This is a genomic window from Candidatus Njordibacter sp. Uisw_039 (genome assembly GCF_047730075.1).
GTDB lineage: Bacteria > Pseudomonadota > Gammaproteobacteria > Pseudomonadales > Balneatricaceae > Njordibacter.
Map to the genome: position 1 here is coordinate 1961760 of NZ_CP159831.1, position 20761 is coordinate 1982520.

General features: G+C 43.7%; 15 protein-coding genes. 4 read left to right on the plus strand and 11 right to left on the minus strand.

The window, feature by feature from the left end; all coding sequences use genetic code 11:
- Window positions 1-33: 33 nt before the first annotated feature.
- From ABXT70_RS09260 to ABXT70_RS09285, 6 genes are all read right to left on the minus strand, one after another.
- Window positions 34-2028 (minus strand): flotillin family protein, encoded by a 1995-nt coding sequence (locus ABXT70_RS09260; protein ID WP_443640205.1) that lies wholly within the window; start codon window positions 2026-2028, stop codon window positions 34-36.
- Between the two features lie 30 nt (window positions 2029-2058).
- On the minus strand, window positions 2059-2772 hold the full coding sequence (locus ABXT70_RS09265) for a bacteriorhodopsin (RefSeq protein ID WP_443640206.1): 714 nt from the start codon (window positions 2770-2772) through the stop codon (window positions 2059-2061).
- An 88-nt stretch (window positions 2773-2860) separates the two neighbouring features.
- Window positions 2861-4291, minus strand: a complete 1431-nt coding sequence (locus ABXT70_RS09270; protein ID WP_443640207.1) for an ABC transporter permease — start codon at window positions 4289-4291, stop codon at window positions 2861-2863.
- A gap of 30 nt (window positions 4292-4321) precedes the next feature.
- Entirely contained in the window at window positions 4322-6526 is a 2205-nt protein-coding gene (locus tag ABXT70_RS09275) for an ABC transporter permease (RefSeq protein WP_443640208.1), read from the minus strand.
- A gap of 3 nt (window positions 6527-6529) precedes the next feature.
- A complete protein-coding gene (locus ABXT70_RS09280) occupies window positions 6530-8671 on the minus strand; it encodes a sugar ABC transporter ATP-binding protein (RefSeq protein WP_443640209.1) in 2142 nt (713 codons plus the stop codon).
- Between the two features lie 33 nt (window positions 8672-8704).
- Window positions 8705-9883, minus strand: coding sequence for an ABC transporter substrate-binding protein (locus ABXT70_RS09285; protein WP_443640210.1), 1179 nt, complete (start codon window positions 9881-9883; stop codon window positions 8705-8707).
- Between the two features lie 375 nt (window positions 9884-10258).
- Between ABXT70_RS09285 and torT the strand changes: the two genes are divergently transcribed.
- Genes torT through ABXT70_RS09305 form a run of 4 tightly spaced genes read left to right on the plus strand, consistent with a single transcriptional unit; the run spans window position 10259 to window position 14757 of the window.
- A complete protein-coding gene (gene torT, locus ABXT70_RS09290; protein WP_443640211.1) occupies window positions 10259-11383 on the plus strand; it encodes a TMAO reductase system periplasmic protein TorT in 1125 nt (374 codons plus the stop codon).
- On the plus strand, window positions 11384-12970 hold the full coding sequence (locus tag ABXT70_RS09295; protein WP_443640212.1) for a sugar ABC transporter ATP-binding protein: 1587 nt from the start codon (window positions 11384-11386) through the stop codon (window positions 12968-12970). It abuts the gene before it with no gap.
- Complete coding sequence (locus tag ABXT70_RS09300) at window positions 12967-14025, plus strand: ABC transporter permease (protein ID WP_443640213.1); 1059 nt, start codon at window positions 12967-12969, stop codon at window positions 14023-14025. The genes ABXT70_RS09295 and ABXT70_RS09300 overlap by 4 nt, the downstream gene beginning before the upstream one ends.
- A 51-nt stretch (window positions 14026-14076) precedes the next feature.
- A complete protein-coding gene (locus ABXT70_RS09305) occupies window positions 14077-14757 on the plus strand; it encodes a response regulator (protein WP_443640214.1) in 681 nt (226 codons plus the stop codon).
- A gap of 1 nt (window position 14758) precedes the next feature.
- Here the strand turns inward: ABXT70_RS09305 and ABXT70_RS09310 are convergent, their stop codons facing one another.
- From ABXT70_RS09310 to iolB, 5 genes are all read right to left on the minus strand, one after another.
- Window positions 14759-16738, minus strand: a complete 1980-nt coding sequence (locus ABXT70_RS09310) for an ATP-binding protein (protein ID WP_443640215.1) — start codon at window positions 16736-16738, stop codon at window positions 14759-14761.
- Window positions 16739-16875: 137 nt separating this feature from the next.
- A complete protein-coding gene (locus ABXT70_RS09315) occupies window positions 16876-17997 on the minus strand; it encodes a phytanoyl-CoA dioxygenase family protein (protein WP_443640216.1) in 1122 nt (373 codons plus the stop codon).
- 4 nt (window positions 17998-18001) lie between these two features.
- A complete protein-coding gene (gene iolG / locus ABXT70_RS09320) occupies window positions 18002-19027 on the minus strand; it encodes an inositol 2-dehydrogenase (RefSeq protein ID WP_443640217.1) in 1026 nt (341 codons plus the stop codon).
- Between the two features lie 12 nt (window positions 19028-19039).
- Window positions 19040-19939, minus strand: a complete 900-nt coding sequence (iolE, locus tag ABXT70_RS09325; protein WP_443640218.1) for a myo-inosose-2 dehydratase — start codon at window positions 19937-19939, stop codon at window positions 19040-19042.
- 19 nt (window positions 19940-19958) lie between these two features.
- Window positions 19959-20759 carry a 5-deoxy-glucuronate isomerase gene (gene iolB, locus ABXT70_RS09330; RefSeq protein WP_443640219.1) on the minus strand — a complete coding sequence of 267 codons (801 nt, stop codon included), beginning with the start codon at window positions 20757-20759 and terminating at the stop codon, window positions 19959-19961.
- Window positions 20760-20761: the final 2 nt, after the last annotated feature.

Genomic DNA, 20761 nt, shown 5'->3' on the forward strand with positions numbered 1-20761 from the left:
ACGTGTAAGTTAACCATCTTCGTTACCAGCGCATTAGCTTGATTTATCAGAAGCATCTGGCGCCTTGTTGTAATCGCCTAGAATATTTTTGATATTACCGATTTCGCTCGACGACATGCCTATTTCATTAAGCAAATTATCGACAAATGGTACTTGTGCACGATACCTTAGGGCCGAATTCACGACAGAGTCAGACAAGTTTCCACCCGTACCATTACCACCCGAGCCGCCAGAACCAGCATTGAAGTCACCTTGGCCACCACCAATACCAGGCAAGCCATTGACTTCATATATTTTAATGCCATCAATGTTTTCCATGGGTCTAACAGCTTCACGAATAATAGACTCCAGATTTTCTGCTATACGCATTTTCAGATCACTCTGACGACTAGCGTCACTGCGTTGATTTTCAGCGTCATTAAGGAGTAACTTACCCGCAGCATCGACTTCATAGCGCAATTGAGTTGCCAAGGATGTGAATTTTTCTGCCTGCTCGCGTTCTTGGGAGGCTTCTTTTTCTGCTTTAGCGACGGTAGTAATTTGAATAGCTTCACTCTCCCCTTCTTGTTCTGCTCGGATAAGGTGTAACGTTTTTTTACGTTGGGCAATTTCAATTTCGCGCGCTGACCCTACTTGCTCTGATGCCATTTCTGTTTGTGCTCTGGCTTGCTCTTTAAGTTCATTAGCTTTTAACACCAGCACCAATTTTTCGGTGACTACTAGATCTCGATCATGCTCTTCTATCTGCAAAGTTTTGCGCTTTTCAATTTCTCTAGTCTGAGTCTTCTCCTCATTTTCAATGCGGCTAGTCTCTATACTTCGTTGTTGCTCAATTTTAAGTTTTTTGACACTCTCTTGAGCTTTAAGCTGCGCTTGTTCTGATTCGCGGTAACGTTCAGACTCCTCCTTCATAACGTCAGCTTTCTGCTGCGCTCGACGTTTAGCAATTTGTTCTTCTTGATCCAAACGAGCAAATTCATTTTCTCGATCTATTTCTAAACTACGGATATCCGTTTCCAAGTTCTTTTGTTTAATTTCAATTTCTGTTTGACGTTCAATCTCATTACGTAGTTTCTTGCGTTCTTCCACCTGCAAGGTCAACTCATGCTCTCGTAATGAACGCTCTACTTCGATAGTATCTTGTTGAGAAATACGCGCTTTTTCTATTTCTTCGTGGGATTTAATACGTGAGGCTTCTGCTAATTGTTCCTGCACAGCCTGTTCTGTAGCAATTTCCGTTTGTTCTTTCGATTTTTGTTTAGCAATTTCGCGTTCCTGTTTTAATCGAGAAAACTCACGCTGCTTATCAATCTCGAGAGCCTTTTGTTCCGTTTCCAAATTTTTACTACGGATCTTAATGGTGGTGTCTTGCTCAATATCGTTGCGTTTCTTTTTACGAGTTTCTATTTGCTCTGTTAACTGAGTTAGACCTTCAGCATCAAAAACGTTAGAGGGGTTAAAAACATCTAAACTGGCTTGATCAAGACTTGTTAGCGACACAGCTTCAAGCACCAAACCTGTTTCGCTTAAGGACTCAGCCACTAATATTTTCACTGATTTAATATAGTCGCCCCGATTTTCTTGCATTTCTTCCATGGTCATCTTCGCTGCAACAATACCCAGCGCGTCCACAAATCGCCCTTGAACGAGTTCTCTTAGGCTATCTGGCTCAAGAGTTCTTTGACCCAAGGAGCCTGCGGCTATAGACACAGAAGCAGGGGTGGGGCTGACACGCACATAAAACTCCGCAACTATTTCAACTCGCATTCGATTTTGTGTAATAAAGGATTTGTCACCACCTCGTTTCACCTCTATGCGTAGAGTCCGCATACCCACTGTAGTGATGTTGTGAATAATAGGTAATACAAAAGCACCCCCATTAAGTACTACTTTCTCGCCTCCAAGGCCAGTCCTCACAAAAGACACTTCTTTTGACGAGCGTCGGTAAAGCCAATGCAACAGATAAACTGCAATGGCGATTGCTAATGCTGTGAGTATGATAACTGCAATAATGTCTGCACCGGTCATTTTTTATTCTCCTTATTCTGCTAGAAATAGTTAAAGTTTGTTCGAATTCGGACTTTTTTGTTCGGCACCAACTGCGGCTAAATAGACAACAAATCCAAAAATTATTTTGTTAAGAAAATCACTTAAGTTGTAGATAATATTTAGGCTGTTCACATCTACACCACCACCTAGATGTTCGATAAAGTATCCCAGTGGGTAGATAGCCCAGCCGATAGTGACAATAAGACGCAGCCCATTAAATGCAAAATGCACGGCTTGATCGTCACATGCTGCGTTAGCTTTACCAGCCTCACCCATATAGAGTTCACCCAAAATATACAGCCAACCCACAATGCCAATAATAAATCCTAAGGCCTCGCTCATATATCCAGCCGCACCTAAGAATTCTCCAACCACCATGACCAAAGAGCCAATGAGTAGACGCCAAAAAAGAGCGGGAGAGACTTTTGTAGTCGCGCTAAGGATCAAATAAAACAACACTAGTTGGATACTATGAGTAAGCACCCAATCTACGTAGCGCAAAATGATGGGTGCGGTTCCCGTGTTGACCCACATGGTCTTTGCATAGTGATAGAAAACTGCAGAAATAAGCATCATTACTCCTACTAGGGCAATACTTGGCTGCCAATGACGTTGCATACGATTTTTTTCTAAAAAGAAAAATCCCGCTGCGCCTATCATCGCCATAGATAGAAGCCAAAAGGTGCCCCCTACAACGTCTGTCGGTAATAGCATGTTATTCATTGAAACCCTCTACATTTAGTCATTATTATTAGTTGTTGTTACCAGTTTAGTTAATCAAACTGATCAGCCTTTACAAAGTAAGTCTTAATCATATTTGAGTTCGAATGTGTGGCGACCTCGCATAAAGAGCAACCATAGGCAAAATCAACAAACCAAAAACAAACTGTTGACCTTCATAACTCAAGCCTATGCCCACCAAAAAAGAAGTTAGCACCTGCAACACCAAGACCCCAATCACCGTAAATCCATAACCACCCCAGCCACCCAATAAAGAAGTTCCACCCACGACGACTGCTGCCAAAGTCATAAATAAATATTGATCACCCACCCCAATAAATCCACCACCACTCCAACCCAATAGTAATGATCCAGTGAGGGCAGAAAACAGACCACTTATGGCATAAACACCAATCCAGTAAGCCCGTTCTGAAATCAATAACCTGGCAGAAGCAGTTCTCCCGCCACCTAAAGCATAAAGACTACGACCCCAGATGGTATGACGTAGACCAAGAGTTAATCCAATGGCGAGTAGAATCCAAATGAGAATGACGGGAGGGATTTGTATACCTGCAATACTGCCATTGGTGGCGGCTATATTTGATAACCATGGAGGCACTACACCAAACACGTTGCCACCAAATGAAGAGCCTATGGTAGTGAGAATTTGTGTGCCTCCAGAGACTGCAAAACCAACACCAAGAGTAAGTATTAATGCTTGGCCCTGAAGTCGAAAACTAAGCACACCATTAATAAACCCAATAGCTGAGCCAGCTAATAAGATAGTGATCACACTAATCCAGGGTGGCAGCCCTAGGTTGAGTAAGTACATCAAACCAATATTGGATGAACCTATAACAAATGGAATAGATAAATCTAGGCCTCCCAGCAAGGCAACTAAGGTTTGGCCAATACATGCCAACCCCAAAAATGCAGCAAAGAGGAGCATAGATTTTAAATTTAGGGTAGATAGGAAACCTTCAACAACTAAGGTACCTATGATAAATAGACCAATTAATACGGTGGTGCCCATTAAACCACTCTTATTATTTTTAACATTTTTATTGATCAGTACTGTTATTGCTAATAGCAACAGTAATATGACAACCGCTAAAATATTGCGCCATTGTAAAAATCCATCGACCGCAAAGGCTACAGCCATAAACAGAACGATCATTAAGATAGCTGCAATGAGTAATGACTTGTTATCGTTAATAAGCGAACCAATATAGCTATCGTCTGGTTCTTGGCTAGTTGAGTCACTAGATTTAGGTGTTTTTAAGTGGGGCTCGCTTTCTTCAGAGTTTAACTCTGCTTTGGTATTAGACGCTGGTTGCCATGTCCAGCGCACGGTAATGTGATGCCAGCCCCAAAGAATGACGGCAAAGATAGCTATCGAATAAAGCATTACGTGCTGTGTGGGTATATCTTCAATTGAACCCATGACGGCACTGACGGTAGCTACAATAACTGCCAACAAAAAGCCCAGCCACTTTAATAATATAAACGCTGCTCTATGCATGATGATTACTCTCTAACTCTATTAGCCCTATCATCCTCTTTCATTGCTCCACTGCCGGATAGCATCATCCTTGTGTTCACCAATCATGTAGGTAGAGATAATGTGCATGACATTGGGTGCTGAAAGGATCGCTATGCCAACCACCAAAATAATTTTCCATAGGTCCACTCCGCTGGAGTAGAACAAACCACCCCATAAAAAAGCGCCCCACACTGGCACATACCAATAACGCCAAAAACGTTTGAAACTGACGCCTCCCATCGCTAGGCGTATGACAATATGGGCCAATACAACAATGATGGCGCCATAGGCAAGCTGTGCAAATACAGCGACAGAAGAACCCTCATCCATTATCCGAGTCGGTTCCGCGTATATCACCTGGGGAATGGCTACGGAGTCCAACACAGTGCCTAATATAGGCTCGCCATAAACACCGATGTCAAGATTAGACCCGGTTTGTGACGAGGCAAAGAAGTACACCGCAATTAATGCCAATATGGCGCACACGCCAATAAATAAATTAGTGACATTGTGAACTTTGGTTTGCACCATGGGCGCCGTAATAACAAACAACATGGCCACTAATATTAATACGCCATAGGTTTCTCCTGGCATCGTTGACTGCAAATAACCAACCTCCGAAGACTGGCCAAAAAGTACTGCAATACCAACGATTACGGATACACACCAAAACAAAATCATACCCAAGCGTTTTGTACCCATGGCTACATGAGGCATGGCCAACAGTATGACTAAAGAAGCCAATAAAATGGCTGCTGCTGCTGCCAACAAAGTCAGACTGCCCATTACAATGGTACTGAACCCCATCGATATTGCGCTCTTGGGAGTTGCTTCTAAGGCGAAGAATTCCGTTGCACTAACGCTGGTATTGACCACTAATTTGGCCTGAAGAGTCATGTCTGCAACAACAGTATCTAAGCCCACCTCAGGAGAAAAAATAAGGCCTAAAGCAACAATTGTGAGTAACACTACCAAGGCCGTCATGGATGGTGTATTTTTACTAAATAGCAGACGCACAATATAAGATGTGACAACAAGCCCTAATATAATAAACATAAAGTAAGTGCCGCCAGAGTAGCCTGTGCCATCATCAACTTCAGTTGACGAGCTAGCAAAATTAAACCTGGGTTTGGGATTGAGCGGATCCACAAACTGATCAAGGGCAACATGGACCACTACCCCTAAGGCAAGGGTTGCACAAATGACGAAGAACATCATAGGTGACAAATTTTTCACCCGCCTTTGTAGTTCAGGAATGGCAATACTTATTAGCAGCGACACCACTAAAATGACACCATAGGCCAAATCTGTTACGTAGCTTTGTACCATACCAAAATTGAAAGTCGACAAAACAAACGTGATTAGGTAGATATTCAACGCACCTAACAGTGCACCAAATGCACTTCCTCGACCACCAGCTAGGTTTGCACCACCCAATACCAGGGCTGTGACCGCCATCAAAGTATAAGTAGTGCCTTGAGATGGGTCGCCAGAACTAATTAAAGAGGTAAATGTAATAGCTGCCAAACCCGCATATATGCCGCCAACAACGTGTGCACCAATACGAACTAAGTTTATGTTTACTCCACTAGTATAGGTCGCTCTTTCATCGGAACCCATCATTTTCAGATTGCCAAAAAAAGCGGTTTTGGCGAGGAGATACCAACCTGCTGTCGCCAAAACCAAAATCACTAACACTGGAGAGAAAATTTCAGTACCCGCGCCCCAACTCAACATCCACTCTGTGGCTACGCCCCCTGGCCTTTGCATAATAATTAAGTTAAGTCCTACTAAAGTAAGGTAACCACTTAAAGCCACAATAATGGGTTGGACACGCACATAAACAATGATCAAGCTCATCAGCAATTGGTAAGCAATACCCGCTGCAATAGCGAATATAAACAAGCCCCAAATAGACTCTAAAAACCCAATCCCCACCAACTGAATTAAGCTAACATTAATAAATCCAATTAACGGTCCAATGGAAAGGTCGACAGTAGCCCGGCCCGCCATAGCCATTATTGTCAATGCATAGGTGGCTAAAACTAAGGGGGCAACAACGATAATTGCACTGCCTATGCCAGCACTGCTTATTAAAGAAGGACCACGAATTACTGCAAAAATGAGGAGCACAAAAAAAATAAAAATAGGCACCATTAAATAGGTACTTGCGCTTGATGATGAGCCTGTATTTTTGATTAGTGCATTTGTCATTTTTTAATCAACCATTAGTTGTTTAAATTGGTCCAGATCTTTGTCATTAAAGATTGAGTTTTGAACCTGTGTTTGAGACTTTTTGTTATTCACATCAGGCTGTGTTTTTAACTTGGAGTCTTGGTTTTCTATGGTCTGATTAAGTAGCTGGGCGAATCCTTCCTCGTCACCACTATTGTAATCCTGACCCTGACCCTGATCCATACCGACAGGCACAAACCGTTTTCCAGCTAGTGCGTTTGAGGTGTTTTTCAAAAGCTCATCAAACTGGCCGTTGTCTTGATTGCTATAGGATTGTTCTTGTCTAGATGGATCCAACGTTTCTTCTGGTTGAGCTAACAGACTCATATTTTGCTCATGGTGATCAGTTAATTGACCAAATAATACTTCGTCTACATTGGAGTAATCGCTGTCAATTGGGCCTTCTGCAGATTTTGAATTTTTTGGTCTAAAGTAATCACTGATGGTTGAATCAGACACTGGATCACCTCCATTATTATCTATGGTGGGTTTTTGGTTGGGTGCAATAAGGGTAACGTTTGAGGGTACTGCATTATTCTGGTCACCCTGATAGCGACCGAACATAGACTCTAAGATAGAAACGCCACTCACTTTTTCATCAACAAATTCTTCAAAAATACTACCGTTACGAAATACCAATACACGGGAGCAAAAGCCTATAAATTCTTCTAGCTCACTCGACATATAAACAGCTGATCCACCATCACTAGCAAACTCTCGAAGTTGTTGGTAGAGGTCACGTTTGGTATGCAGGTCAATGCCCCGAGCTGGGTCCAGCAACATAAGGCTCGTTGGGTGTTGAGCAAAAGCACGACCCAGCATTACTTTTTGTTGGTTGCCGCCACTAAGTGAGGTAATCAGGTTTTCTTCTGCCCCTGTTTTAATAGCCAGTCGTTCTACTTCCCAATCAAAAATGTCTCGTAAACCTAGCCAATGGATGATTCGGAGGCCTGCAATTTTTACGTTTCTGCTGTACAGGCCAAACAATAGATTTTCGAAAATGCTCAGGTTAGGAAGAATACCTTCAGCCTTTCTGTCGCCAGAAACGAAGCCTATTTTATTTTCTTTTGCTTGTGCCAAACTACGTACTTTGTGCATTTCTTGACCGTGGTTTGCACTAACTTCAGGATGACCGTGTTCAGCCGTTTTCACCCCAGCTAAAATACGCACAAAGTCATCTTGTCCATGCCCATCTAAGCCTGTAATACCAACAATTTCGCCTTTTTTTAGACTAAAATTAACAGGTGCCGAATCTGGCCAAACTTTTAAACCGGTAGTTTGTATAGCCACCTTTTCACTAGTCGATTTATTTGCATCTCCTAACTGAGGTGTAGATGACTTTTTACCACCAGTCATTAAACGCAGAAGGTTTTCTTCAGTAATATCTTGTTTTTCTAACACGCCAACATCTTTGCCGTCGCGCATTACTGTGCAACGATCACTAATGCGGATAAGTTCAGCAATCCGGTGGGTAACAATAATAATTGCCACTCCCTTATCTCGCATTTCACGCATTTTATGGAACAAGCGTTCCGTTGAGTCGAAGTCTAACGCTGCAGAAGCCTCGTCTAATATGAGCAAATCTGGCTCACATAACAGACCACGCGCTATGGTTATCCATGCTTTAATGTTGAGAGGCAAAGTTCCTGCTGGTTGAAGCGGATCCACGTCTTCACCTGCGAGCTCGCTCATCAAAGTTTGTGCTTTTTGCTGTTTTTCTTTATCCGACATGCTCTTGGAGAAAAAACCATCAGCACCGACGAACAAATTGTCAACCACGGAAGATTCGTCTGCGACTAATACTTCTTGAAACACCATGGCAACGCCAATCGAACGCGACTCACCTGGTGTAGTTGGATGATGCCCGTTTACGGACACCTTACCGGAATCTATGGGCAGTACACCTGCTAATACTTTTGCTAGGGTGCTTTTGCCAGAACCATTACCGCCAATAATTGCATGAATTTCTCCAAAGTGGCCGGTAAAGGAAACGCCATCCAAAGCCTTTGTAACGCCGAATGACTTGTATACATTTTTTACATAAAGATCGCCAGGAAAGGTCGTTAAACTTTCTTCATTACCACCACTGGTAGCAGCTATGTTAGCCTGAGTTGAGTTAACCACTTTTCCTGACTCCCAATAAGTTTCTATTAACAGCTAGTGCGACGCAGGATCGTACTTTTCTGGGTCTGCAGGATTTAAGAAAAAGTTATTGAGGTAGTTTTCACCGCCCCATCTTTCAACGCCTACGTTGTACCATTCAGTAGAATTGCGATCACAATCTTCACCTAGCACGGCTTTAACATCGTCATAATCGATGGTTACAGAAGGTACAAGTACAGATTGAATCTTTGGACCTTGACCTTGCATAGTGCGCATCATGATATTCCAACCCAATTCGATATCATCACCAGGGGGCCACGTTTGGATAGCTGCGCTGATGTATTCAGGGTTGTTACGCCAATAGCATAGGGCACCCATTTCACCACCAATAGACATCGGAGGAATGTCTCGGCCAGACTGTAATACAGCTTGTAGCACACCCGTTTCACCAGACGATTGCACCGCAATACCGTCTAGCTGTCTTGGGTGAGTGGCTAACCAACGTTGGGTTTCTGCTTGACCCACTTGTGAAGTCCACATATGAGCTATATTGCCAGTCACTTTTATATCTGGCGACTGAGCTAAGCCGTCTAATACGCCTCGGTTTTGAGAATCTGAGGCAGACGCTCCTGGGATACCTTCAACCACCAAAATATTACCTTTTTCGTCAATCTCTTCGGCCATCCAGCGGCCGATTTCGTAACCTGCTTGATGATAGTTAACCGAAGAGTTAACTGCATAAGGGGATGTCAGATACCCTGTGAAGGAAAATACGGCAACGCCATTATCGTATGCATATTTAATAGATTGGTTTAGTGCTGTTGGATTAGAGCAACAGATGATAATAGCGTCGACACCCTGGTCAACTAACTGTCTGATCTGCTGGATTTGGAGGGAATCCTTGAGGTTCGATTGGGTGACAATAATGTCGTTAAGGAGCCCCAAACCCTGCCACTTTGGTTTTAACTCACCTAACAAACGCTCCATTGCATCCTTACGCCAAGTGTTGCCTGCATAAGTGCTTGCATAACCAACAGTCCACGGTGGTTGACGCGAAGATTTCCAATCACGGTACGCGCTTTCGCCCAAGGGCTGCGCAGGATCAGTCAATTTAGGGTTATATACTTGATCCCTGATACTTTGTGGAATTTCGTCCATGCCAGCTGCCATTACTGCAGAGGACAATCCCAGTGATAGTGCGCAGGAAAAGACCAGTTTTGTATTTATTTTCATTACTAAAGTCTCCAATTGTTTAATGATGCTATCGATCTGAAAGCATACTTTTGCGTATCACTGACCTTGTAAGGACTTGAAAGTATTTAGTCAGAACAAGAGATACGATCTAAAGTATGTATACTTTTACGCTTTAATACATACTTAGTCAAGAAAGTATGTAGATTAATTTCTTCCCCATACTTTCGTTCGCTAATGCAATTCAAGGGTGTATACTCTGGGGGTAGTTCAACGACTCCATGGTCGACGCATATGAAATTCGAAAATGAGGCGCACCTCATATACAAGAGCCCGATTTATGACCCTAGGCAATCTATGTGTAGATATTGCCTATTCGGTTTAGTATGCGTTTTTGGACTAGGATTTGGACTTACAGTGACAACAGTTGCTGAGGCTAGTAGCACCTCCTCTTGGGCCACTACAGTTGGCATCTACAACCCTGCTTGCACCAATGGCGAATTAAGGTGTTGGGCCGAAGCCACAAATCACGTAGATCAACTTGAACAGGTCGTCTATCAATCGTTAGATGCGAGTATGGTGCAGAAAAAACATCACATTTGTGTCTCCTTCCCTCACCTTAAAGACTCTTATTGGGCTGGTGTTGCCTTCGGTATTATTAGCGAAGCTAAACGCCTCAATCAAAAGATAACGATACTTGAGGCCGGCGGATACACCAATTTAGAAACTCAGCTCAATCAAGTGGATGATTGTATTGCTAATGGTGCTGACGCACTGATTATTGGCCCAATATCAAGTCATGGAAATGCCAAACAAATAGATTTGATAAGAGCTCAAGGAATACCTGTCATTGTAATTATTACTGGCATCAATACAGTGGTAGATGCAAATTCACTACAAAGCTTTGCCACCATGGGTTTTACCACCTGTCAGTGGATCGCTCTGCAGCACCAGCAAGATCAAGAAAAAGTAAAAATTATCTGGTTTCCTGGGCCTCCCAGTGCCGGCTGGTCTATATCAGCAGACCAAGGATGCCGTCAAGCGTTGTTGGGTACTCAGGTAGAAATTCTGGATACCAAATGGGGCGATACAGGCAAGGCAATTCAGCTAAAACTGGTAGAAGCAGCCATGCAAACTCACGTCTTGGCTGATCAACCCGAATTTGATTATATTGTTGGCACTGCAACGAGTATTGAGGGTGCAGTAGGAGCCTTACGTTCAAGAAAATTAGACAAAGAAGTTAAACTTGTAGCCTACTATTACACCCCCGGAATGGATATGTTTATTCGCCGAGGTCAAGTTGCCATGGCGCCATCAGATCAAATGATTATCCAAGCACGTGTGTCTGTAGACCAAGCAGTAAGGCTATTAGAAGGCTTACCCATGGCCACAGGCGGCAGGCCTGAGTTTGGCCAAACTGGAAGGCTTACTGAACATGTACAACCGCCTATCATAATTGTCACGCCAGAGAATATTGACAACTTTGAAAGTCATACCACACTCGCACCAAAGTACTGGTCGCCAGTTTTTTCGGTGGATTAAATGAAGATTACTAGCCAACATAATGAAGCCCAGCTTGCCAATCAATTACATGTTCGAAATGCGAAGCCATTGATTCACTTGCAAGGTGTAAGCAAAGACTATTTTGGCAGCACCACTTTGCAGAGTCTAGATTTTGACATCTATGCAGGTGAAGTGCATGCATTGTTTGGTGAAAACGGCGCCGGTAAATCCACATTATTGAAAATAATTACTGGGGATATACAACCCACTAGTGGGGATATATTCATCAATGATGAACGGGTCAAAATTGACTCCGTACACCATGCTAAGGACCTTGGTATAAGTGCCGTATTTCAGGAATACACCTTAGTACCTCAACTTACAGTAGAAGAAAACCTATTCTTAGGATCTAACCTTTCAAGTGGCATCTTTCTACAAAAAGCTAAATTAAGACAGTGGGCAAAACAGACATTAGAACGCTTGGAATTTGACCTGGACCCTAACCAATTAGTTATCCATTTATCCCATGCCCAGCAACGGATGGTCGAAATAGCCAAAGCCTTCCATGGCAAGCCTGCCATCATGATATTGGATGAACCTACGGCAGCGTTATCTGGTCGAGAAACAAAGCAGTTGTTTGCCATGATTGATGTACTTAAAAAAGAAGGCATTGGAGTGGTCTATGTATCCCATAGAACCAGTGAAATTTTTCGTTTAAGCGATCGAGTAAGCATACTGCAAGATGGCCACTTAACGGGTACTCACACAACGTCTGATATTGATGAAGGCCAACTTATTGAACTTGCATTTGGCCATCGCTTTGAGTCTTTTTTCCCCACTATAAAGCCTAACACTGGTAGGCTGTTATTAAATATCAGCAACTTATGCTTAACAAACTCTCTGGTACAGGATGCTAGCCTGACGGTCAATGCGGGAGAGATTGTGGGACTCACTGGTCTTGCTGGATCTGGTGCAGCTGATATTGCAAGAGCCTGTTTTGGGTTAAATCAAATCAAGTCGGGGATCATCACTTATTTGGATGACCAAGTTTATAATAAAGGCTTAGGCATAAACGACCTTACGCCCCGCGCAATGTTAGACAGGGGCATGCTTTATTTACCTGCTGACCGCCACACTGAAGGTCTCATTATGGACCACAGCATACGCCAGAATATTTCCTTACCCTCTTTGAACTTAGCTAAGTTTTCAACTGGTTTTTGGGTGCGACGAAAAGGTGAAAAGCAGATAATGGAAAGTGTGAGCCGCAGACTCAAAATTAACCAGCTAAGCATTGAGAACCTACTTAGTCATCTGTCAGGTGGCACCCAACAAAAAGTTATGCTGGCTAAAGGTTTTGTGCGTGATGTACAGTTATTCATTCTTGATGAACCAACCATTGGCGTGGATATAGGCACACGTGCAGAAATATACCGCCTTATGCAGGATTTTTGTGATGCTGGCGCAAGTATATTATTAATTTCTTCTGACTTAAGTGAAGTGGCCAACATCGCTCATCGCGTTTATATTGTTGACCGTGGAGAATTATTAGCTGAAATACCCCATAAAAATATTAATGAAGCTACTCTAAGCCGTTATTTAGACCAACGAGAGGCATCCATATCATGACCAAAACCCGACTTAATCAAAAGCCAGCAGATTGGCAAACCTATACCTCTCAGGCTACCAATTTCATTATTTTTTTATACATAAGAGGTGGTGTTTTACCCTGGTTTCTAGTTTTGGCAGTACTTGGTTTTAGCTTTTCTAGTGAGTACTTTCTCACCCAAGCGAATCTACGTGGTATTTCCATGCATTCCACCTACCTAATTCTGGTTGCAATGGCACAAATGTTAGTTATGCTCACTGCAGGCTTAGATTTATCTGTTGGCGTAATGATTGCTATGACCTCAGTCGCCTCATCTCTTACTATGGGTGCAATGTGGTCAGGGCATGGTTCTGGCTGGGAATCGATTTTAATTGGGTGCGTAGTGGGCCTGGGGGCCTGTGCGAGCATTGGGCTAGTTAACAGTATTGGTGTTGCGTGGTTCCGTGTGCCCGCCTTTATCATGACCTTAGGTATGTCATCGATAGTGCTCGGCTTAGCCTTATCTTTGACCGGTGGTATCCCCATTTATGGTATGCCACCAAGTTTTACCGACATTTTTGGTTATGGCGTCTGGGCTGGCATACCCGTACCTATTCTCGTAACCCTTCCTTGCATAAGTTTAATGTACATATTCCTTAATTGGACCAGGGTGGGGCGTTATATATATGCAATTGGTGGCAACCTAAGAGCTGCTCAATTGTCGGGGATTAATACCAAATTATGCCTCGTGATTGCCTACACTACTGCAGCTTTATTTACTGGCATTGCAGCACTTTTAATCACCGCAAGGCTGGAAACGGGTGAATCTAATTTAGGGGTGAGTTACCCTTTGCTATCAATCGCAGCCTGCGCTATTGGCGGCGTAAGTTTACACGGTGGAATTGGTAAATTACATAATGTGGTTTTAGGAGCCATTTTCATCATTTTAATTCAGAACGGAATGAACCTGATGCGTATAAATTCATACTACCAAATGGTAGCCATTGGCTCTCTACTCATCATTTCCATCATGGCCGAAAATTTTCGCCAGCGCCTCGTCCTTACCTATAAAAATAAGATTAGACCGAACACCTGATTAAACAACATTGAACACCTTTATTATTAACAACTTAGAGACGGATTTCTTATGACCTATTCAAGCGCCACCGGCGCCCTATTCCCTGCGCAAAATTTGCGCATTTTAATTGCAGATGACCATGCTCTAGTTAGGGGTGGTCTAGCCCTAGTTGTTGCTATGGCAGCACCAGACTGCAAAGTTTTTGAAGCCAATAGTTATAATCAAGTTATCGAGGTGTTATCTACCCAAGCCGATATTGATCTTATAATGCTCGATTTAAATATGCCTGGCATGGACGTTAACACCAGCCTTACTTCAATCCGCCGCCAGTGGCCTGATGTTCCAATTATCGTCGTTTCCGTACGTGATGACATTGACTCAATTCGAACTGCAATGGCGACTGGCGTCTCAGGATACATTCCAAAGTCATTGCCCCCTAACGTTACTCTAAGTGCTATTAAGTTAATATTAGAAGGTGGTATTTATGTTCCCCCTCATGTGCTTAATTTTATCGATGACGTCGCCGCACCTGCACAAAACTTGCAACCAAATCCAACTGTAGATCTGACCCGCAGGCAACAAGATGTGTTGAAACTAATGCAATCAGGTCTTTCAAACCAAGCCATCGCCGATCAGTTAGGTTTGACCTTACCAACCATTAAAATGCACGTGTCAGCGTTGTTTAAAAAGCTGCAGGTGAAAAACCGAACCGAGGCTGTGGCCTTTTATGGTAAAGCTCAAGAAGATTAGCCTATAGATGGTTTGATATTGCTGCCCGCAGTTTTGCTGGCCTTACGGGCTTACACAAGACTAGGTAACCTTGTTCTTTGATGCCCTTAATATGATTGTCATCCACGTCGCCAGTAACAATTATTGTAGGGATATCCAAACCTAACGTCATGCAAACTCGCTGGGCGGCTTCGACGCCATTAGCCACGCCTGGCAATCGGTGGTCCGCCAAAATTAGTCCAGGTATAGTTTGACTGGCACCGGAAGCCCACGCCAAGGCCTCTGCTGCATCTTGAGCACAATGCACTACACAACCCCAAGATTCCAACAACTGCTTACTCGCCTTCTGCACCTCAAGGTTATCCTCTATCAGTAAAATGCGCTCACCGAGTAATGACTTAACTCCTAAGTTTGATAAGGTTGAGGTGTTTGGATTCATAGTTGCATATCCCAGATCCACTTGCACTGCAAACCGCGACCCACGCCCTAAGTTGGAGTCACACTCAATATCATGGTCTAAACAAATGGACAAACGCTTAGCAATTGCTAAGCCTAAACCAAGGCCCTTGCCTCGATCCCTTTCTTTGTTATCAAGTTGATAGAAATCATCAAAAATGGGAGCAAGCTGATGTTTGGGTATGCCACAACCGGTATCCATTACTTCGATACATAAATGTTGCTGGCGTCTGCGGCACCCAACAAGCACAGATCCACTTCGGGTGTAACGTAAGGCGTTGGAAACGAAGTTACTGATAATACGTTCAACCAAGGTAATATCGCTGTATAAATACACATGGCACGGCACAATCCGCAAACGTATGCCTTTTTCCTCGGCTAAAGGTAAATATGCACGAGCAACACTTTGTAGTAGATTTTGTACGCAGAAATTTTCTTTTGTAGGTTTGATAGCCCCCGCTTCTAGCTGTGACACATCTAACAGCGCATTTAACAACAGAGTTGTTGATACAGAAACAGCATCAATATCATCCACTATTTTAACAATATCTTGGGATTCCACCTTTTGCCTTAGAGCCGCAATGTACATTTGCATTGCACTTAGTGGCTGCCTCAGGTCATGGCTGGCAGAAGCCAAAAAAACTGACTTAGCACGGTTCGCTCGCTCGGCCTCATTAATGGCCTTGGCAAGATCTTCACCTTGGGTCCACAGATCGTGTTTAAGCCGATTAAAACTTCGTCCCATTCGGCCCAACTCGTCTTGACGCAGGATAATTGACTTCTCAAACTCCGATTCTTCAACTTTATGCAAGGGCGCAAAGACGTTTATTGTATCCGTGAGTTGTTGTAAAGGCTTAGCTATTACATTTCTTACAATGACGTACATTATGGTCAATACTAGGACTAACGCTAATAGCGTCGTCAAAATAATTAATCCAATGGCGATTTTTTCTTCAAAAAAAACCTCACTTTCTGTATCCTGGTTGACAGATTTTATCATCTCATCAAAGGCTAAAAAATACTTGTCCGTGAGCACTTCAATGCCTGACAGCTGGCTTAACATTGCCCCAGTATTAGCTGATGTAGGCCTACTTTGAAGCCAAGCCTCTACCTTTTTTTGGTAACCTTGGGTAGACCTTCTTAACTCAAACAAAATAGACAACAAGCTGGATTTATTTTCTGCAACCATCGTGTGCTGTGAACCTTCTTCGCTAGCTAACACCCGTATCCTTGTTTCCACTTCAGCGATGGTTTGTTGCAGCAATAGGCCGCTTTCTAAAAATTCAACACCGTTAAATGAAACCACATTCAACAATGGACTCATTGACGATTCAGTTGTATTGGATAAGATGATTCGCTGAGCACTTGTATACTGAGCCTGGATTAAAAAGCCAATATTTGATGCCGAATGAATCAACGGTAAGTTGGCAGAGGTTAGTCGTGCAGATATATCAGCTAAATTCTTAACCTGTATGATGGCAACACCAACCACGGCAACAAAGCCTAACAATACAACAGTCATTAAGACCGTAATTTTTTGGCTCATAGACAAACGGTTGGCGAAGTAATGACTCGATTTCACGGGCTTACGCAATTAGTAACGATTACTCACCTTAACAGAATTAATCACGATTATCTGACGGAATTCTTGCATCTGAATACCTGCCAAATTAGAGCCCCCAGTTAATGGGAGGCTTTGCGCCAATTCAAATCCTGCAAAGCGCTCTTAAGCTGTTGCAGCGGCCAACTTTCTTCAACAGCCTGCAGTAATAAATCACGCCCGCTTAAAGGCTTTAGACTTATTCCTGGCGCATCACGATCCATGTTGCTAGAAAAGGGATAACTATCACTTAGGGCTGTCGCTACAGCTGATAATTCCTCATCGTTTAGCTTGGATACACTAAGATGATGATAACAAGCCAGTTGCATGCGCTGCTGGTCGATAGATTCCATCGCTTTACCGAATGCAGAAGATATCTGCAGTAAATTGGCCATACGCTCTACATCTGCTGAAGTATTTGCTCCGGCTCCATGCATTAATGCAGGATTAAAAAACATACCATCGCCTTTCTTCAAAGGCATTTGCACCGCATGCTCAGCAAAATAGGCTTTGAATAAAGGGTTGCGGTAAAGTCCATAACCATGTTCGTAGCGCTGAGAGTAGGGTAATAGTAAGGTTGGACCAGATTCTATAGGCATATCTATATGGGCCACGGCGCCTTGTAAGGTGAGCATAGCCGACATCTTCTGAACGTGCAGTGGGTAGCGCTGCAGCTCTTCATCATTAGTAAAGCCCAAATGATAGTCTCGATGGGGTTGTTGGGCAGCACCACCTGGGTGTATCAAATTAACTTGTGAGGTGATCTGGTAATCTGGCCCTAGCCAAGCTGAACACACATCCGCCAACAGGGGGTTTTTATAATAATCTATGAAGGCTTTTGCATTATGAACCGCCATTTTTTCCAAACAGTTCCAAACACGGCTATTAGCACCCGAAGCTGCAAAATGATCAGCCAGATCGTGTTGGGTTTTGTTTTGATCATGCAACAAATCATAAAACACCTGCGTTGCAGCATCTACAACTGCCATTTGATCAAATAACTTACGGACTACAAAGACGCCTGCACCTTGCTGCCAGCATTTAATCCACTCGGCTTCAACATCCGCCTTAGCACTGGCATCCAAGCGGCGCAACTGATCACCATCATAAACCGGAATATGCTTTTGGAAATCAACCGCGTTGGGATAGTTTTCCGACTCATGTTTCTGACTTAGACTGGCTACAAACATGTTTATGTCAGCCATGGCACTATTCCCTATTAGACTGAACGTCAGCTAAGCCAATTTCGCTCACTGCAACACTGCGCCCTTGTTGCACAGATAGAATGGCTGCTTCTGCTAGACGTAACGCTTGGTATCCGTCATCCATGCTGGGTAGTACTAGGTCAACACCATTGAGTGCTGAAATAAACCCAGCTAATTCAGATCGGTACGCTTGTTCATAGCGTTCCAAGAAAAAATGCAGTGGCTTGGCTCTTGTCGCACCCGCTTTGGTATAACTGGTGAGGGTATGTTCGTTAACATTAGTGGCCGTTAACATGCCTTTACTGCCATGGACTTCGAAGCGCTGGTCATAACCAAAACTAGCACGACGGCTATTAGATATTTGTGCTAATTTGCCAGATGCAGTGCGCATTATTACTAATGCCGTATCCACATCACCCGCTTCACCAATAGCGGCATCAACTAGGCATGAAGCCTGGGCTGAGACCTCTACCACTTCTTCACCTAGTAAAAACCGTGCCATATCAAAATCATGAATGGTCATATCACGAAATAACCCACCCGAGACCTTGATGTATTCTACCGGCGGTGGTGAAGGGTCTTTGGAAATGACACTAACCATCTCCACTTCACCTATTTCACCTGCAGCAATACGCTGCTGCAGTGCAGCAAAGTTGGCATCAAAACGACGGTTAAAAGCCAACATAGAAATAATATTACTGGCCTTGATTTTGGCCACAACCTCTTGTACCCGAGGTAAGGACAAATCGATGGGTTTTTCACAAAACACATGCTTGCCTGCTGCTACGGCTTGCTCAATTAGATCAGCATGAGTGTCTGTGGCTGAACATACCAGCACCCCATCAATGGTAGGATCGCCAAATATTTGTTCTGGCGTCATTTGCTCGCAACCAAGCACCTTACTCAATTGATCAGCATTAGGCTGATAAGGATCATATAAGGCTACCAACTGCGCCTCTGGATTAAGGAGGACATTGCGGCCATGAATATTGCCAATGCGGCCCGCACCCAATAATGCTAGTTTAACCATTGTCTTCAACACCTAATTAATAATTGAGTAACCTGCTGCCAAGGCTGCCTGTTGCAGAGCTTTATAACCCATACACGCATATTCGTATGGGTTAGCTTTCGCAGGGTCTTGTTCAGCTTCCACGATCACCCATCCTTCATAGTTTTTGTCAGCTAGGGCTTGCAGAAAACTGCCATAATCAATCATGCCGTCTCCTGGCACAGTAAATATACCGCGTAGCACACAATCTAGAAACGAGTCTTGGCTAGGGTCTACTGATGCCATAATATGCTGGCGGATATCTTTGGTATGAACGTGGTTAATACGATGGCCATAACGATCCACCACACCCAATAGGTCACCACCAGCAAATACCAAATGTCCCGTATCTACCAACAGTCCTACTGCATCACCGGTGTTTTGCATGACTAAATCTAGTTCGTGCTCGGTTTCAACACCTGTACCCATGTGATGATGAAACGATAATGGCACACCTTCACTAGCACAATACTGCGCCACTTTGGTGAGACGTTCACCATAGGCCACAAATTTGTCATCAGCGAGGATAGGCTTATTGCACAATGGCGCATTGCGCACATTTTGTACGGTTTTCCAGGTTTCTCCATACACTAAAACTGCGGCACCTAGGTCACGAAATAGCTCCAGTTGCGGTTGCATATTGGCAATTTCTTGCTCCGCACTAATATCCAACAACTGGCCCGAATACCACCCTGACACTAGCTGCAAATCGTGTTCTTTAAGCACCTTACCAAGATTGGCTTTATCCTTAGGAAACTTGCCACCTGTTTCTGTACCTGTAAAGCCTGCTAAACGGGTTTCACGGAGACAGGTTTCTAACGAGGTGTCTCCGCCTAACTCGGGCAGATCATCATTAGTCCAAGAAATTGGGGACATTCCAAACTTTAAATTCATTAGCGTATCTCTAACTATGCTATTTTTTTTCCAGCATCCATTCGTGCGCTGGGTCATTATAAAAGTGCCATTCCCTTATAGGGCCAGCCATAACGTTTAAGTAGTACCCGGTATAACCGTGAGGCACACCAACAGGGTGATAACCTTTCGGCACTAAAACCACGTCTCTATCTTCCGCAGACAAGGTTTCGTCTAAGCTACGGTCATCGGTATACACGCGCTGGTGTGCATAACCAGAAGCAGGGCTTAAACGATGGTAATAGGTTTCTTCCAATAAAGTTTCCTCAGGGCTAGCGTCACGATCGTGCTTGTGCGGTGGGTAAGACGACCAATGCCCAGAAGGGGTAATCACTTCAACCACTAACAAGCCATCAGCGGCCTCGGTTTCTGGCAAAATATTTCGCACATAGCGGGTGTTGGTGTCTTTACCTCTAACTTCTTGAGACATAGTGGCAACATCTATTAGCCGTGCTGACCCGCTATTGCCATGCCCCGGTGCACTGCACACAGCCACTTCAATAGAATCTAGGGCGACTATACTAACTGCTTCCCCTGCAGGCACATATACAGCACCTGGTGGTTGATCAACAAACACGCTGTCTCGGCCTCCTACATCAGTCCAACTTTGCAGACCCACAGAGATATTAGCAGTGCCTGTCAATATAACAATACACAACTCTCGCCCTGCCTGTTGGCACTGTAAAGTTTCACCTTCTGCTAAATCGTGCACCGCAAAACCAACATAGCTCCAACCAGCAGACTGAGGTGTAACTTGATGAACTTGGCTCGTAGCGGCTGGTTTGATTAATAGTTTAGACATAG